Genomic DNA, 17,085 nt, shown 5'->3' on the forward strand with positions numbered 1-17,085 from the left:
GCATGGCCAGATGCTCTCTCACACCTAAAAAGAAGGGTTTTATGTCGGCTTTTTAATTGATGTATATATAATCAGAGGAGTTAACTCAATGAATCTAGAATATTATAATGCGATGAAGGAGGTTGAATATGTTATTTCAAAAAGGGAAATTATCTATGAGATATGTAATAGAAGATGATGCAAATATCATTTCAAAATGGTTAACCAATTCAGAAGTTTTACAGTATTACGAAGGACGAGATAAACCACAATCTCTTGAGAAAGTTCATATGTATTTTATCCATAATCCAAAGAGTGACGAGAAAAGATGTTTAGTAGAATACGCTGGAGAACGAATTGGTTATGTGCAAATGTACCCGATAGATTCAGAATGGAAAGAGTTATATGGGTATAGAGAAAATCAAAATGTATGGGGGATGGACCAGTTTATTGGAGAGCCAATATATTGGAATAGAGGAATTGGAACAGAACTTGTACAAGCTATGGTTACATATATCATCGATGAATTAGGTGCTGAAGCGATAGCGATGGACCCAAGAGTAGCTAACGAACGTGCCATTCGCTGTTATGAAAAGTGCGGATTTAAAAAGGTGAAAAAATTAAAGGAACATGAGCTACATGAAGAGAAATTAGAAGATTGCTGGATGATGGAATATAACATATAAAGGACAGGTGAAACGAATGAAGGCGTTACTTGTGTTAGATATGCAAAAGGAAGCCATGTATGATAAAAAGGCGTCATTACAAATACTAACGGGTTCGGTTTTCGAGTACAAAAACTAAATTAGCATACCAATTAGCAGTCCAATTCGTAACTGAATTAGACTGTCTTTTTTTGTTATTATAAAAGGATTTTTAAACGAATGAAGGGCGAATTTGTACAATTATTCGCAACCCTTTTGAGAGGCTGCCAGAAGTAATTGTCAGTGTGCAAATTCATATGTTAATTTTGATGCGAATTGTGTGGCTAATTTTAAGAAGGCTTATTGGATATTTATGTTAAAATAAAAGAAAGCATATTATACTTTGGTGAAGTTTGAGACATTGGAGGAAACATTTTGAAAAACTATAAGTTTGAAAATAATATTCCCACATTGAAGGAATACAAATATTTGTGTGAGTCTGTGGGATGGACTAATTATATGAATTTTGATGTGGCAGATACTTCCCTAAGAAATTCTATTCACTGCATCACAGTCAAGGATAATGAACAGGTTGTGGGTATGGGCAGAATTGTTGGTGATGGGGCTATTTATTTCTATATCCAAGATATAGTGGTTCATCCAGATTATCAGAAAAATGGTATTGGAAATGAAATAATGAATCTTTTGATTGAATATTTAAATGAAAATGCCCCGGACAAGGCATTTGTTGGTTTGTTTGCATCTGAAGGTAAAGAACCGTTCTATGAGAAATATAATTTTAAAGACTTCTCGCCTAATATGACAGGGATGTTTACTGTCATTTCGAAAAAATAGACATAATATTTTTAATAATTTTCGAAAAAAATCAATCAATGTTAAAACCATTTTTCTCCAAACAACTTTGTTAAGCTATCGGGTGCTTTCTTTCAAAAAAGTCATGCAAATAAAAAGCTTGGAGTCATAACAGTCTCCAAGCTTTTTTGTGCTAATTTACTTTTCAAATAGTTTGTCATTCTTTATGCGAATTTAAATGCTAAAAGCCCTGAAATCTCGAATTTTGCACTTCAAAACCGAACCCCTTATATAGATACAATGCCGTTTTTTTCTTATTTCTTCTTATCCTTATCTAATATGTTCTGTTCTTCAGCAAATTCAGTTCCATATGCGAATCGGCCATTCATATTAATTCTTTCGTTTTTATATCGCTCATGCGGATGAGAAAAACGATGAACAAATACTTCAGATACTGTAAAGACAATAGCGGAAAGAATACTTCCCCACGCAATTTGGATGTAATTGTCCAATAAAATATTGCCAAAAATCCACACACTTAAATAGGTTAACAAGAAATCACTCATAATGGCAGCTGAGTTGCCAATGCGCTCTAAAATAATTTTATCAACAAACATGTAAGACACAATCGTTACAAATAGACTAAAGGAAATGATTTGAAGAAGTGTGGCAGGAAAAAATAAAGCAAGTCCAAAAGCAAAAGCAATGATACACGATATAAATTTGATAAGCACTACAGCCATATTACTCAACGTGTACACCTCCCGTCTCTACATAGTTTTCCTATAAAATGAGAAGTTCATACACTTCATATTGTTTTGTTGGCTTGAAAAGTAAAATTTTTCATGTTGGATCATTTGCTGGAATATTAAAAATATAAACAAAAAATGTTATAGTAAAATGAGAGTGTATGACATTTTTAGGTAAGGAGGGAATCCAGATGTGGATTACTTCAGAAGTAGAAATTCCAGAAGAACTATTTGATAATCTTGAGCAAGGAAAACTTGTATTATTTGTTGGAGCAGGAGTTTCTATGAAAGGGAAATCAAACTTACCAAACTTCGATGATTTAGTTGATGAAATTGCTGAGGCTTTATATGTCGAAAAGCGTGAAATAACAGAACCGCATGATTATTATCTTGGGAAAATTGCAAGGACGAAAGATGTACATCAAGCTGCAAAAGATCTTGTAAATGTGAAAGAATCGAAGCCCAATCCATTACATTATGCAATTTTGCGACTTTTTTCAGAGGATACTGATGTTCGTATTGTAACAACAAATTTTGATCAGCATTTTACAACTGTAATTCAAGAAATGAAACGGAATTTTAATATTTATTATGCACCTGCCTTGCCGACAGGAAGATCGTTTAAAGGTTTAGCATATATACATGGAAATATTGAACAGGAAAAAGAGAATTTAATATTAACTGATGGTGACTTTGGAAGGGCTTACTTGACAGAGGGATGGGCAAGAAGATTTTTAGTTGATTTATTTTCAAATTATACAGTTTTGTTCATTGGATATAGCCATAATGATCCGGTAATGAAGTATTTGGCAACAGGTTTGCCGCCGAGTACAAGGCGCTATGCTTTTGTCGCACAAGGTGACAATACTTATCATTGGGAACATTTAGGGATAAGTCCGATTGTTTACCCGAATAAAGCAAATAATCATCAGGCGCTTGTTAAAGCGGTGAAACGCTGGGCTGAATTAATGGGGGATAATTATATTACAAAAAGGATGCGGATTCGTGATATTGTGACAGTCCCGCCATCGCTTGAACAAGAACAACTATCGTATATAAAGCAATCGATCAAAAAGATTGAAACGCTTAGGTATTTTGTAGAATTTGCTCGAGATTATGAGTGGGTTGAATGGCTTGAGGCAGAGGGGAAACTTCAAAATTTATTTTTGATCAGCTCTCGTTATGATGAAGCAGATGAATTGCTTGCTGAGTGGCTTGTTGAGCATTTTCTTTTCAGTCATCAAAAAGAACTATTCCAGCTTATTTTTAAAAATCATTCCAAAATATCTCCGTTGTTATGGCAAACAATATGTATATATTTAAAGGAAACGAATAAGCCAATGGAACCTTTATTATTTACAAAATGGACGTTGCTTTTATTAGAAACAGCTGAAAATAATAGTCATTCTATAGAGAAAATTTCCTATTTGTTATATAAATGTTCTTTTCCAGAGCATAAAGAAATCAGCGTATTATTATTAACATTTATTTTGGACGGGAAAATTAAACTTAAACGTGTGAGAAGATGGGAAAATGACATGCAAGATTCAATTGAATTAGAAGAATCAAGTCGTTTATCGGTTCCTGTATTTTCACATGTGCAGCGGATTTGGGATGAAAAAATGAAACCACACATTTCGTATTTTGCAGACCCTATTATGGTCATGGGATTAGAAAAAATTCAGATGCTATCGTTAAAACAAGCGGCATTACAAAAAAGAGACGGTGTTCTTTATAATACGATGGAATTTTCAGAGCATGATTTACAGCCAAAGGACTTCACATTTTTAATTCGGATTATAAACGAGTGTCTTACCTATTTGTGTGAAAATAACAAGGAAAAGGCTTCGTATTATATCGCTCAAATGATCGGAGCAGATAGTATATTGCAAAAGCGAATTGCGATTGAAGCAATGAGTAAAAATAGATTTGTAGCTGCTGATGAAAAATTAAAATGGTTACTACATCAACGATTACTTTTAGACTTTACATATAAACATGAAGTGTTTCAATTTTTAAAGAAACATTATCCAGTTGCTCTAGAAGAAACAAAGCAAGAAGTACTCCAAAAGGTGATGAAGCAGCTTATAAAAGAAAGAGCATTCGATGCTTGCCTTGTATTAGATTTACTGTATACATGTGATTCAAATAGTAATTGTACAGTAGAAGCGTATAACATCATGAAGCAAAAACATCCTCATTTTTCTTCAGATCGATACAGTGAGAAAAAAGAAGAAGTGATTGCGCAAAGTATTATATGTAACGTAACAGCGGATGGATTATTACGGTTGAAAGAGCATGAGATAAAGAAGCAAGTTATGTTATTTTCAAATGACGGTATTTTTGAACAGCGTCATTTTTTAGAAATGTTATCAAAAGCGTGTAAATTGAATACGGATTGGAGTATTTCGCTTGCGTATCAACTAGTAGGAGAGCATCAGGTAAGCAATGAGGTTTGGTTCGTTTGCATTAGGGAATGGAGAAATAATCGGAAGCTGACAAATCAGCAAATACAAAAAATCATTCCACTGTTGCAACAGTTTGTTCGCAAAACAGTTTTTCATTGGTTGATTAGTAGTTTTCTATATGAAATTAGTAATCGGTTAGAAGAATTTGAGGAGAATAGTATACGAGCTGTGAAACGTTTTGCTTTTTCCTTATTTCCTCAAGTCATGAAGGGGGCTGCCAATTTCAAGGTAGGAGAACAGGATTTTTATAATGCGTCTATCCAACATCCAGTAGGGAAAATGACGTCGGTATTATTAAAGCTGCTCGCGTATGATCACTTATATGACCGAAATATATATGAGTACTTATTTTTATTTGAAGAGCAGGTGCAAAGAGCATCTGAGTGTACCAATTTTATGTTTGCGCGATTAACTGCTGATGTAACATTTTTGTATCATATTGAGAAACAGTGGTGTAGAAAATACCTTTTACCTTATCTCGATTTAAAAAAAGAAAATGAAGCGATAAAGTATGCGTGGGCAGGACTATGCTATACACAAATTAATTTGCCGTTATTTACAGAGATAAAGAGATATATTAAATATGCAGTTGAGCATTTAAATTTACTACATCCGCATACAAAACAAGTATTTTTAAAGTGGTTAAGTTTTGTATTTATTAAATGTGTATTATATTGGGGACAGAGAACAGATTGGGTATACCCAATTTTTATACAAGAAAAAGAAAATGACAAAATCAAGTTTATAGAGCATTTATGTTATTATGTAAAAACATTAAGTGTACGAGAACAACAAAAATTTTGGGACTCTTGGTTATCTAGATTTTTAAGGGAACGTCCAAAGATGAGCATAATAACGGGTAGAGAATATGTCATGTTTTTACGCTTTGTTTTATGTATGAATGAAGTCGCGGAAAAAGGATTACATATCATTCTTAATAGCTTTCCACTACCGTTAGAACACTACAAACAAGAGGAAACAAAGGAGTTATTTACGATTATTCTTAAAAAGAGGGAAAGCGTGAAATATCATGTACAATCGTATGCAAAATTGTTTTTTGTATTACTGCAAACCCTTCAAGAAGCGTATTCCGTTGAAAGTGAAATCATTCAGATAAAAGAAATATTAGTAGCTTCTCAGGTGGAGCATGACTTATTCATATCTATTCAAAATGAAATGATTCGTATTGGAATTGTAATGGCAAATTTACAAGAAGAATGATAGGGGAAGAGTGGAATTTTAAAAAATCAATAAAAAGCTGTTGACAATATTTAAAAGAGCGTTCTATAATACGAATCATACTTATTCAATTTCAAAAACATTTGAATAAACAAAATGTAATGAAGGGATCACAGTAGTGCTTATCGTACTGTAACAGAGAGCTGATGGTTGGTGTGAATCAGTACAGGGATAAACGTGAATTACAGTCCTGGAGCATCTTTTTCGGATTAAAGATGATTTGTATATTCTTTAAAACGGAAAGGCGGTCAATTGATCGTTAACAGTGAAGAGAGGTAGACGAAATAAGTCTACAACTAGGGTGGTACCGCGATAACTATCGTCCCTACTGATTGAATCAGTAGGGACTTTTTGCACTTTTGTGGTCCAACTTGAAAATGAAATATGAAATGCCGTGAAAGGAAAAGGAGTAGTAGTTGTTTCCCTGTAACAGAGAGCTGGTGGTTGGTGTGAACCAGTACAAAAACAAGTGCGAATTACAGTCCTGGAGCATCTTTTTCGTAGTAAAGATAAGAGTCTTTATGAAGGGAAAGACGGTCTAATAGATCGTTAACAGTGAAGAGAGGTAGATGAAATGAGTCTACAACTAGGGTGGTACCGCGATAACTATCGTCCCTACTGAATAGATCAGTAGGGATTTTTTGTACACATAAAAGGCGGTATCGATCTCATAATAAATTTGTATAGCTTGCTGATTCAGAAAATAGGGAATTTTTATTCTCTTACCATATTTTTAAAACAATAGAGGAGGATTATAAAATGGCAAATCATGAGTTAGAACAATTACGTAAACAGGTGGATGAAATCAATTTACAATTATTACAGCTTTTAAATAAGCGAGGTAAAATTGTTCAAAAGATTGGAGAACAAAAGCAAGTACAAGGTACGAAGCGTTTTGATCCAGTACGTGAGCGTGAAGTACTGGATATGATTGCAGAACATAATGAAGGACCATTCGAAACTTCGACAATTCAGCACATTTTCAAAACAATTTTCAAAGCGAGCTTAGAGTTGCAAGAAGATGACAATCGTAAAGCATTGCTTGTTTCACGTAAAAAGAAAAAAGAAAATACAATTGTTAATGTCAAAGGTGAATTACTAGGAAATGGAACACAAACATTCATCATGGGACCTTGTGCTGTAGAAAGCTTAGATCAAGTTCGCCAAGTAGGGAAAGCGATGAAAGAACAAGGGCTAAAATTAATGCGCGGCGGTGCTTTCAAACCAAGAACGTCACCTTACGATTTCCAAGGGCTTGGGGTTGAAGGATTACAAATTTTACGCCAAGTGGCTGATGAATTCGATTTAGCGATTATTAGTGAAATTTTAAATCCAAACGATGTAGAAATGGCTCTTAATTACGTCGATGTAATCCAAGTGGGAGCGCGAAACATGCAAAACTTCGATCTATTAAGAGCTGTAGGTAAAGTCAATAAACCTGTATTATTAAAACGCGGTTTAGCAGCAACAATCGATGAGTTCATTAATGCAGCGGAATACATCATTGCACAAGGAAATGATCAAATTATATTATGTGAACGTGGTATTCGCACATACGAAAGAGCAACGCGCAATACGTTAGATATTTCTGCAGTGCCGATTTTAAAGAAAGAAACACATTTACCAGTCGTTGTGGATGTAACACATTCAACAGGACGCAGAGATTTATTGTTACCTACTGCAAAAGCGGCGTTAGCAATTGGAGCAGATGCAGTCATGGCAGAAGTACATCCAGACCCAGCAGTTGCGTTATCTGATTCAGCGCAGCAAATGGATATTCCAGAGTTCCATAAATTCATGGAAGAGTTAAAAGGATTCAAAAATAAATTATCGTAATTCCATATTGAATATGCGAAGAAAGGGAAACAGTAGTGCTTATCTCCCTGTTTATAGAGAGCTGATGGATGCTGAGAATCAGTACAAAGATAAGCATGAATTACAGCCCTAGAGCATCTTTTTCGTAGTAAAGATAAGAGTCTTTATGAAGGGAAAGACGGTCTAATAGATCGTTAACAATGATAAGAGGTAGACAAATGTAGTCTACAATTAGGGTGGTACCGCGATAATAATCGTCCCTACTGAGAGCTCAGTAGGGACTTTTTTGTACAAAAAATAATAAAGGGGTAAGAGAAATGAGATATATTACAGCCGGAGAATCACATGGTCCGCAGTTAACTGTTATTTTAGAAGGTGTACCTGCAGGATTATCGTTACAAGCAGAACATATTAATAAGGAATTATTAAGAAGACAAAAAGGGCATGGTCGCGGGAGACGTATGCAAATTGAAACAGATACAGTGGAGATTGTCAGCGGTGTGCGTCACGGAATCACGCTTGGTTCGCCGATTACATTAATTGTAAAAAATGACGATTTCAAACATTGGACGAAAGTAATGGGAGCTGAACCGATTTCAGAGCAAGAAAGTAAAGAAATGAAACGTACAATCACAAAACCACGTCCAGGACATGCGGATTTAAACGGTGCAATTAAATATGGTCACCGGGATATACGAAATGTTTTAGAGCGTTCTTCTGCAAGGGAGACGACAGTGAGGGTGGCTGCTGGTGCGGTCGCAAAACAAATTTTAAAAGAATTAGGTGTACAAATTGCAGGGCATGTCCTTGAAATTGGTGGGGTAAAAGCAAACCATGTAGGCCAATTATCAATAGAGGAAATCCAAACAATTACAGAAAATTCATCTGTTCGTTGCCTAGATAAAGAAGTAGAGCAAATAATGATGGATGCGATTGATAGTGCGAAAGCAAACGGCGATTCAATTGGCGGAGTTGTAGAAGTCATTGCAGAAGGAATGCCAATTGGCGTTGGAAGCTACGTACATTATGATCGTAAACTAGATGCAAAGTTAGCAGGAGCCATTATGAGTATTAATGCTTTTAAAGGCGCTGAAATTGGCATTGGGTTTGAGGCAGCAAGGCAGCCGGGAAGCTCGGTGCATGATGAAATTATTTGGGACGAAGAAAAAGGATATACAAGAAAAACAAATAACGCCGGTGGATTAGAAGGTGGTATGACAACAGGAATGCCGATTGTTGTACGAGGTGTTATGAAGCCAATTCCTACATTATATAAACCACTTGCAAGTGTAGATATTGATACGAAAGAAGCGTTCCAAGCTAGCATTGAGCGATCTGATAGCTGTGCAGTTCCAGCTGCAAGTGTTGTTGCAGAAGCTGTTGTTGCATGGGAACTTGCAGATGCATTAGTTGAACAATTCGGAAAAGATCGCATGGAATTAATTACGAAAAATATGATGCAGCATAACAAATATGCAAAAGAATTTTAAAAAGGAGGGATGACGTATGAAGGTAAAAGAGCAGTTATCATCATTACAGCCATACAAACCAGGTAAATCACCAGAGCAGATGAAAGAAGTGTATGGAGATCATTCGTTTGTAAAATTAGCATCAAATGAAAATCCATTTGGCTGTTCACCGCGTGTTATGGAAGAATTACAAAAAACGTGGCATGAACATGCTTTATATCCTGATGGAGGAGCGCTGGAACTTCGCCAAACGATTGCAGCAAAACTACAAGTTCAAAAGGAAGAAATTATATGTGGAAGTGGACTTGATGAGGTCATTCAAATTATAAGCCGTACTGTGCTCCGCGCGGGCGATAATATTGTAACAGCAGGAGAAACTTTCCCTCAATATTACCATCATGCAGTGATTGAAGGATGCGAAGTAAAAGAAGTTCCTTTAAAAGATGGAATATATGACTTAGAGGAAATTGCTTTAGCTGCCGATGAAAAGACAAAGATGATTTGGATTTGTAATCCGAATAATCCGACGGGCGCATATATTGATGACAGAAAATTAAGTGAATTTATAAATAGAGTACATGACGATACGCTAATTGTAATTGATGAAGCGTACTATGAATACGTCACAGCGAAAGACTTTCCAGAAACAATACCGCTATTGAAAAAATATAAGAACCTTCTTATATTGCGAACATTTTCTAAAGCATATGGTTTAGCATCATTTCGCATTGGGTATGCAATTGGACAGGAAGAATTGATTGAGAAGTTAAATGTTGTTCGTCTGCCTTTCAATGTTTCTTCCCTTGCGCAAAAGGCAGCAACAATTGCTTGTACTGACGCCGAATTCATTCAGGAAGTTGTTCGTATAAATCGCGAAGGAATAGAGCAATATGAACGTTTTTGTAACGAGAATGAGATTCCGTTTTATCCATCTCAAACAAACTTTATCTTTTTGCCAGTAGATGATGCTGGGGAAATATATGAACGATGTGCACATGCAGGCTTTATTATTCGTCCGTTTCCAAACGGTGTTCGTATTACAATTGGGACGAGAGAACAGAATGAGGGAGTGATTTCAGTGTTAAAACAGCACTTTACCAATAGAAAAAACAAGTTTCGAGATGAGGCAAATGTGTAAAAAAGTTTTATTAATTGGTACAGGATTAATTGGTGGTTCGCTTGCATTAGCGATTAAAAGAAAACATGAAGTAATGATTACGGGCTATGACATTCATAGTGAACAAGTGGAGCGAGCAAAAGAACTTTATGTAATTGATGAAATAGCAAGAGATTTACAAACTGCTTGCGAGGAGGCGGAATTAATTATTTTTGCCTCCCCAGTTGAAGAAACAACAAAGTTATTACGTCAGCTCGCATTATATGATTTACGTGAAGATGTAATTGTTACAGATGTAGGAAGTACAAAAGGAAAAATCATGAATGAAGCGTCAGCTTTATTACCAGAAGGCATTTCTTTTATTGGGGGACATCCGATGGCGGGGTCTCACAAAACAGGAGTTGAAAGTGCAAAGGCACATTTGTTTGAAAATGCATTTTATATTTTAACACCAATGAGTCATGTAGAAAATCATCGAGTAGAAGAACTGAAAGGATGGTTAAAAGGAACAGGAGCTCATTTTCTCGTATTGAATACGGCAGAACATGATTATGTAACGGGCATTGTAAGTCATTTTCCTCATTTAATTGCGGCGGGCTTAGTGAAACAAGTTGAAAAGCATGCTGGAGATAATCCGCTCATTCATCAACTTGCTGCTGGTGGATTTAAAGATATTACACGTATTGCATCAAGTAGTCCGAAAATGTGGAGTGATATTGTCAGACAAAATCAGGGGCATTTATTGCAGCTACTAGAAGAATGGATTTCAGAAATGGAAGAGTTATATAGAACAGTTTCTAAAGGCGATGCGAATGAATTACAAAACTATTTTGCAAACGCTAAAGAATACCGTGACTCTTTACCAGTTCGAAAAAGTGGTGCAATTCCAGCTTATCATGATTTATATGTTGATGTTTTAGACAAAGTTGGGGCATTAGCACATATTACAAGTATTCTTGCACAGAAAGAAATTAGTATTACGAACTTGCAAATATTAGAAGCGCGAGAAGGATTACTTGGTGTGCTTCGCATTAGTTTCCAAAGAGAAGAAGATCGTCTAAAGGCGACGATAGCATTACAAAAAGAAGAATATCAAACATATGAAACAATGTAATAAGGAGAGAATGGCCTATGAAAGAACAAACCGTACAAAATGTGAAAAACGGATTAAAGGGAACCATTACAATCCCTGGAGATAAGTCTATCTCACACCGTGCTGTCATGTTTGGAGCGATTGCACAAGGCAAAACAACCATTAAAGGTTTTCTACCTGGTGCAGATTGTTTAAGCACTATTGCTTGTTTTAAAGAAATGGGAGTAGAAATCTCACAAAACGGTGATGAAGTAGTTGTAAATGGAAAAGGATTAGAAGGGTTACAAGAACCTAAAAATGTGTTAGATGTAGGGAATTCTGGTACAACGATACGATTAATATCCGGGATACTTGCAAATACGTCTTTTCATTCCTGTATACAAGGTGATTCATCAATTGGAAAAAGACCAATGAAACGTGTAACGAATCCACTTAGACTTATGGGGGCAAAAATTGATGGTAGAGAAGAAGGGACGTTTACTCCGCTTACAATACGGGGCGGTGGTTTAAAAGCAATTGAATATGTTTCGCCTGTAGCAAGCGCGCAAGTGAAGTCGGCCATTCTACTCGCAGGATTGACTGCTGAAGGTGTAACAAGTGTTACAGAGCCGCACATTTCACGAGACCATACGGAAAGAATGCTCGAGGCATTTGGTGTGACAGTAACTCGTGAGGGCAAAACCGTAAAAATTGCTGGTGGACAACAATTAATCGGGACAGATATCCAAGTTCCTGGCGATGTATCATCAGCGGCATTTTTCTTAGTTGCAGGAGCGGTGATTCCAAATAGTAAACTGGTTTTACAAAACGTTGGTATGAATCCGACTCGTACGGGAATTATAGATGTTCTTAAGAAAATGGGTGCTAAGTTAGAAATTCATTCCATTCATAAGGATGCATCAGAACCCGCTGCGAATATTACAATTGAAACGTCATCACTTCAAGGAATCGAAATTAGTGGAGAAATAATTCCAAGGCTTATTGATGAAATTCCAATCATTGCGCTTGCGGCAACACAAGCAGAAGGGATTACAGTTATTAAAGATGCACATGAACTGAAAGTAAAAGAAACAAATCGTATCGATACGGTTGTGGCCGAATTAACAAAATTAGGAGCACGAATTGAAGCGACGGATGATGGAATGGTTATTTACGGTAAGTCCGCGCTGAAGGGCGGTACAGTAAATAGTCATGGGGATCATCGAATTGGAATGATGCTGGCGATTGCAGGCTGTATAGCAGATAATAAAACAGTACTTGAAGATGCGGAGACCGTTGGAGTTTCGTATCCTACGTTCTTTCAGGAACTAAGTAAACTACAAACTGAATTAGAAAAGGCATAAAATAAAACGTCTATAACAACTATTTTTACTATTGTTATAGACGTTTTCATTTAAATTGATGGGGAAGGGAATCTAGCTCCTTCAAAACGTGTAATACTATCAAGTAAATTGATTGTACCAGCTACGCTAGATATAAAAAATACTTCAACGATGTCCTCACGTTGTAATTGAGTAATGGTAGAAACGGTTATGATATTTTTAATCTTGATATTTGCTCCAAAGAAATCATTATTAGCAGCTACCTCATGACCATTTGCTTGAATACTTATTCTTCCTCTGTAGCCCTCATTGAAATTATTCGGTGAGAAAAGAATACTTGCAGTCAATGAGTATACACCTCTTGTTTCAGGAATGAACGTGGATGCAGCTGAGTTGAATTCATTTGCTAAATCAAATTCTATATGAGGATATAAAACTTTAGCAGTAGTATTGGCGGGTATTTGTTGAAGGGTAGACATGTTGATAGCTCTGAATGCAGAGAGTCTTGTGAATTCAGAAGTTTCTTCCCTTGGATCCCTATTCCTTCTTGAGGGAAGTGGATCCCGAGTTGCATTTAATTTATCTATTTTATTAAAGTAAGAATTCATAATGGTTTATTCTTCCCTTCTTTGCTTTCGAGTATATAAATGGAAATAAAAGTGATTTACTTGGCCGAATTATATACCTGAGATTAAAAATTCATTGATAAGTAACTTGTATGAAAATAAGAAGTTAGGAATTTTCAGTAGGTGTATCGAGGTCTATAATTCATATAATATACAGTGGACAGGATAAAAGTGATGGGTACGTTTATGATAAATCTGCAATTAGAAAATAAATGAACTAGGGAAGATGTATAAAGCATTTTCTCTTTTTTCATTTTATATAGGATTTTACATGCAATAGTTCGAATTAAATAAGTGGAATAGGAGGATGAAATAATGAAAGTAATTGAATTAGCAGAAAGTCATTACCGTGAAGCGATAGAATTATCAGAATACGCTTTTCAATATAAAGTGCCAGAAGATCAACTTGAAAAGCGCCTTAAGTTAATGAGAGAGCATCACCAGTTATATGGAATTGTTGAGGAAAATAAGCTAGCAGCAAAATTACACCTTCTTCCACTTGAAATCAATATTGGTGATGGGATTTTTAAAATGGGTGGAATTGCAGAGGTAGCAACGTATCCAGAGTATAGAAGAAGCGGGTATGTAAAAGAGCTATTAAAACATGTATTAAAAACAATGAAGGACGGTGGATATAGCGTATCCATGCTACATCCATTTGCGGTTTCTTTTTATAGAAAATACGGATGGGAACTTTTTGCGAATCGTCTTATATGTTCTTTGACAAAAGCAGATTTAGTTATGCAAAAGTCAGTTAAGGGAACGGTCAAACGTTATAATAAAGATACCCATTCTGAAGAAATAAGTGAAGTGTATGAACAATTTGCTAAAGGTTTCTCCGGTATGTTAGTGCGAAGTAAAGAATGGTGGAATCAATCGGTTTACCATGATCTTACGGTAGCGGTTTATTATAGTGAAGAAAAAGAGGCAATGGGTTACATTCTTTATGAGATAAAAGATTCAAAAATGACAGTAGAAGAATTTATTCCATTAAATAATGAAGCAAGACATGGACTTTGGAATTTTATTTGCCAGCATGATTCCATGATAAAAGAGCTCAAAATGGTACTACATGAAAGAGAACCATTATTATATACGTTGCAAGAACCGCGAATGAAGGCTGAAATTATGCCATATTTTATGGCCCGAATTGTTGATGTAGAGAGTTTTCTTAAACAATATTCATTTGGATGGGATAATCAAAAAAATGATGTAATCTTACATATTTCCGACTCATTTGCACCGTGGAATAATAAAACGGTTGCATTAACAAATAAAGAAGTTGTATTTGTTAATGATGAAGAAAGAAAGGAATTACAAAATACAGGAATTCAATTGGATATAAATACGTTATCAACAATGTTATTTGGATATAAGCGTCCATTAGAGCTATATGAAATCGATTATATTTCAGGAACAGAGGAAGAAGTACATGCACTTGAACATTTGATTCCATTACATAAGCCGTTTATTTATGATTTCTTTTAAGAACTTTCTATAATAGAAATTTTCGTTCGCTGAAATAGAAAGCCGATTTGATATACCTTTAGATGGCTAAATATGTTATAGTAAGTGAGGTATATATATAAAAGTATCAAAATTGGAGGAACCACATGATTACAGTTAGTAACGTAGGATTGCGCTTTGCGGACAGAAAATTATTTGAAGATGTTAACATAAAATTTACACCAGGTAACTGCTACGGTTTAATCGGAGCAAACGGTGCTGGTAAATCAACATTTCTAAAAATTTTATCTGGAGAAATTGACCCATCAACAGGCGATGTAAATATTACGCCTGGTGAGCGTTTAGCAGTATTAAAACAGAACCACTTTGAATACGAAGAGTTTCCTGTATTAGAAACAGTAATTATGGGTCACACACGTCTTTACAAAGTGATGCAAGAGAAAGATGCGATTTACATGAAAGAAGATTTCAGTGATGAAGACGGTATGCGTGCTGCAGAACTTGAAGGAGAGTTTGCTGAGCTAAACGGTTGGGAAGCTGAATCTGAAGCTGCAATCCTTTTAAAAGGATTAGGCATTGGAGAAGATCTTCATGATAAAAAGATGTCTGAGTTAACAGGTGCAGAGAAAGTAAAAGTATTACTTGCTCAAGCACTATTTGGTCAACCTGACATTTTATTACTTGATGAGCCTACCAACCATTTAGACTTAAAAGCAATTCAATGGTTAGAGAACTTCTTAATGAACTTTGAAAATACAGTTATCGTTGTATCCCATGACCGTCACTTCTTAAATAAAGTATGTACGCACATGGCGGATCTTGATTTCGGTAAAATTCAATTATATGTTGGTAACTATGACTTCTGGTATGAATCAAGCCAGTTAGCATTGAAACTAACACAAGATGCAAATAAGAAAAAAGAAGAGAAAGTAAAAGAGTTACAAAACTTCATTGCACGTTTTAGTTCAAACGCATCTAAAGCGAAGCAAGCGACTTCTCGTAAAAAGTTATTAGATAAAATTACATTAGATGACATTAAACCATCATCACGCCGTTATCCGTTCGTTGGCTTCACACCAGAGCGTGAAGTAGGAAATGACTTATTAACTGTAGAAGGTCTTTCAAAAACGATTGATGGAGAAAAAGTGTTAGATAATGTGTACTTCACGTTAAATAAAGGTGATAAAGTTGCATTTATCGGACGTAATGATATTGCAATGACAACATTATTTAAAATTCTTATGGGTGAAATGGAGCCAGATAGCGGTTCATTTAAGTGGGGCGTTACAACATCTCAAGCTTACTTCCCAAGAGATAACTCTAAGTACTTCGAGAACAGTGAATATAACTTAGTTGAATGGTTACGTCAATTCTCTCCACAAGATGAAACAGAAAGTTTCTTACGTGGTTTCTTAGGTCGTATGCTCTTCTCTGGTGAAGAAGTAAAGAAAAATGTTTCTGTATTGTCAGGTGGAGAAAAAGTTCGTTGTATGCTTTCAAAAATGATGTTAAGCGGAGCAAACGTATTAACACTTGATGATCCAACGAACCACTTAGACCTTGAGTCTATCACAGCATTAAACAACGGTTTAATCGCATTTAAAGGAACATTACTATTCACATCTCATGACCATCAGTTCGTACAAACGATTGCAAACCGTATTATCGAAGTAACACCAAATGGCGTAATCGATAAGGAAGCGACATACGATGAGTTCTTAGAAAATGAAGAACTTCAAAAACAAGTGGATGCAATGTATCAAGGAAAATAATCTATAAAACAAACCCCTCGCACTTAGAATAGAGCGAGGGGTTTGTTTTTTTTTACTATATGTACAATCAATTAAAAAACCGACATAAAATTTCTCTTTTTAGGCGGGAGAGAGGAGAGCATCTGGCCATACATAGAAGCGGCCAGGGCCTTTTCCTGTCACATGAGAAGTAAAGTAAGTTACTTTTTATTCTGCATAGCAGGGGTTTAGATGTTGAAAAATTAAAATGGATTTATATAAATGAATAGTTGTTTACTGGATAAGGGGCATTATTCAGTAATAGGTGATAAAAAACAGACCATCTTGTTAGCGCAAGATGGTCAGGGAAGGGGACAATTTATGTCAATTTTAATTAGGGATGGAAAGCTGTTCGAGACACTGGGGAATGTCTCATTATTAGGGAGGAACAGCTTCGATAGATATAATATAAAAGATAGATGTGACTTCAATGGGAACTTGAAGTGAAAGGGAGGGGAAATTTAATATGATTGTTTCATACTTTTTGACTAATA

Annotated in this window: 12 protein-coding genes and 3 other annotated features; of the genes, 10 read left to right on the forward strand and 2 right to left on the reverse strand. The window is 35.6% G+C overall.

Annotated features, from left to right (window positions below):
* Positions 1-128 precede the first annotated feature (128 nt).
* Complete coding sequence (locus COO03_RS01585) at positions 129-665, forward strand: GNAT family N-acetyltransferase (protein WP_097894731.1); 537 nt, start codon at positions 129-131, stop codon at positions 663-665.
* Positions 666-1,058: 393 nt separating this feature from the next.
* Positions 1,059-1,478, forward strand: coding sequence for a GNAT family N-acetyltransferase (locus COO03_RS01590; protein ID WP_097894732.1), 420 nt, complete (start codon positions 1,059-1,061; stop codon positions 1,476-1,478).
* A 272-nt stretch (positions 1,479-1,750) separates the two neighbouring features.
* Here COO03_RS01590 and COO03_RS01595 read toward each other — a convergent pair whose 3' ends face one another.
* Positions 1,751-2,179, reverse strand: coding sequence for a YndM family protein (locus COO03_RS01595; protein WP_373605232.1), 429 nt, complete (start codon positions 2,177-2,179; stop codon positions 1,751-1,753).
* Between the two features lie 167 nt (positions 2,180-2,346).
* Between COO03_RS01595 and COO03_RS01600 the strand changes: the two genes are divergently transcribed.
* The 6 genes from COO03_RS01600 to aroA all read left to right on the forward strand — a co-directional run bounded on the left by COO03_RS01600 (position 2,347) and on the right by aroA (position 12,729).
* Positions 2,347-5,874, forward strand: coding sequence for a DUF4020 domain-containing protein (locus COO03_RS01600; protein ID WP_097894734.1), 3,528 nt, complete (start codon positions 2,347-2,349; stop codon positions 5,872-5,874).
* A gap of 110 nt (positions 5,875-5,984) precedes the next feature.
* Positions 5,985-6,222, forward strand: a binding site (T-box leader).
* A gap of 55 nt (positions 6,223-6,277) precedes the next feature.
* Positions 6,278-6,512 (forward strand) — a binding site (T-box leader).
* A 139-nt stretch (positions 6,513-6,651) separates the two neighbouring features.
* Positions 6,652-7,728: a bifunctional 3-deoxy-7-phosphoheptulonate synthase/chorismate mutase gene (locus tag COO03_RS01605; protein ID WP_097894735.1), complete on the forward strand. Its 1,077-nt coding sequence runs from the start codon at positions 6,652-6,654 to the stop codon at positions 7,726-7,728.
* A gap of 9 nt (positions 7,729-7,737) precedes the next feature.
* Positions 7,738-7,972 (forward strand) — a binding site (T-box leader).
* A gap of 52 nt (positions 7,973-8,024) precedes the next feature.
* The gene (aroC, locus tag COO03_RS01610) at positions 8,025-9,197 is read left to right on the forward strand and encodes a chorismate synthase (RefSeq protein ID WP_097894736.1); all 1,173 of its coding nucleotides are present in this window, start codon (positions 8,025-8,027) and stop codon (positions 9,195-9,197) included.
* Positions 9,198-9,213: 16 nt separating this feature from the next.
* Positions 9,214-10,314, forward strand: a complete 1,101-nt coding sequence (hisC, locus tag COO03_RS01615; RefSeq protein WP_097894737.1) for a histidinol-phosphate transaminase — start codon at positions 9,214-9,216, stop codon at positions 10,312-10,314.
* Entirely contained in the window at positions 10,307-11,407 is a 1,101-nt protein-coding gene (gene tyrA, locus COO03_RS01620) for a prephenate dehydrogenase (protein WP_097894738.1), read from the forward strand. Before hisC ends, tyrA begins: the two co-directional genes overlap by 8 nt.
* A gap of 17 nt (positions 11,408-11,424) precedes the next feature.
* A complete protein-coding gene (gene aroA, locus COO03_RS01625) occupies positions 11,425-12,729 on the forward strand; it encodes a 3-phosphoshikimate 1-carboxyvinyltransferase (RefSeq protein ID WP_097894739.1) in 1,305 nt (434 codons plus the stop codon).
* A 50-nt stretch (positions 12,730-12,779) separates the two neighbouring features.
* On the opposite strand, the gene COO03_RS01630 is transcribed toward aroA, so the two are convergent.
* Positions 12,780-13,316 (reverse strand): hypothetical protein, encoded by a 537-nt coding sequence (locus COO03_RS01630; protein WP_097894740.1) that lies wholly within the window; start codon positions 13,314-13,316, stop codon positions 12,780-12,782.
* 333 nt (positions 13,317-13,649) lie between these two features.
* Between COO03_RS01630 and COO03_RS01635 the strand changes: the two genes are divergently transcribed.
* On the forward strand, positions 13,650-14,822 hold the full coding sequence (locus COO03_RS01635; RefSeq protein ID WP_097894741.1) for a GNAT family N-acetyltransferase: 1,173 nt from the start codon (positions 13,650-13,652) through the stop codon (positions 14,820-14,822).
* A gap of 125 nt (positions 14,823-14,947) precedes the next feature.
* Entirely contained in the window at positions 14,948-16,573 is a 1,626-nt protein-coding gene (locus tag COO03_RS01640) for an ABC-F family ATP-binding cassette domain-containing protein (RefSeq protein ID WP_097894742.1), read from the forward strand.
* The last annotated feature ends 512 nt before the right edge of the window (positions 16,574-17,085 follow it).

Origin of the sequence: Bacillus sp. AFS098217 (genome assembly GCF_002551815.1) — a bacterium.
In the GTDB taxonomy this organism is placed as follows: Bacteria; Bacillota; Bacilli; order Bacillales; family Bacillaceae_G; genus Bacillus_A.

Excerpts from the sequence above, each read along its gene's own strand:
- COO03_RS01640 (WP_097894742.1), top strand. The coding sequence starts at position 14,948 with ATGATTACAGTTAGTAACGTAGGATTGCGCTTTGCGGACAGAAAATTA.
- COO03_RS01630 (WP_097894740.1), bottom strand. The coding sequence starts at position 13,316 with ATGAATTCTTACTTTAATAAAATAGATAAATTAAATGCAACTCGGGAT.
- COO03_RS01585 (WP_097894731.1), top strand. The coding sequence starts at position 129 with ATGTTATTTCAAAAAGGGAAATTATCTATGAGATATGTAATAGAAGAT.
- COO03_RS01600 (WP_097894734.1), top strand. The coding sequence starts at position 2,347 with ATGACATTTTTAGGTAAGGAGGGAATCCAGATGTGGATTACTTCAGAA.
- hisC (WP_097894737.1), top strand. The coding sequence starts at position 9,214 with ATGAAGGTAAAAGAGCAGTTATCATCATTACAGCCATACAAACCAGGT.
- aroC (WP_097894736.1), top strand. The coding sequence starts at position 8,025 with ATGAGATATATTACAGCCGGAGAATCACATGGTCCGCAGTTAACTGTT.
- COO03_RS01635 (WP_097894741.1), top strand. The coding sequence starts at position 13,650 with ATGAAAGTAATTGAATTAGCAGAAAGTCATTACCGTGAAGCGATAGAA.
- COO03_RS01595 (WP_373605232.1), bottom strand. The coding sequence starts at position 2,179 with ATGGCTGTAGTGCTTATCAAATTTATATCGTGTATCATTGCTTTTGCT.
- tyrA (WP_097894738.1), top strand. The coding sequence starts at position 10,307 with ATGTGTAAAAAAGTTTTATTAATTGGTACAGGATTAATTGGTGGTTCG.
- aroA (WP_097894739.1), top strand. The coding sequence starts at position 11,425 with ATGAAAGAACAAACCGTACAAAATGTGAAAAACGGATTAAAGGGAACC.
- COO03_RS01605 (WP_097894735.1), top strand. The coding sequence starts at position 6,652 with ATGGCAAATCATGAGTTAGAACAATTACGTAAACAGGTGGATGAAATC.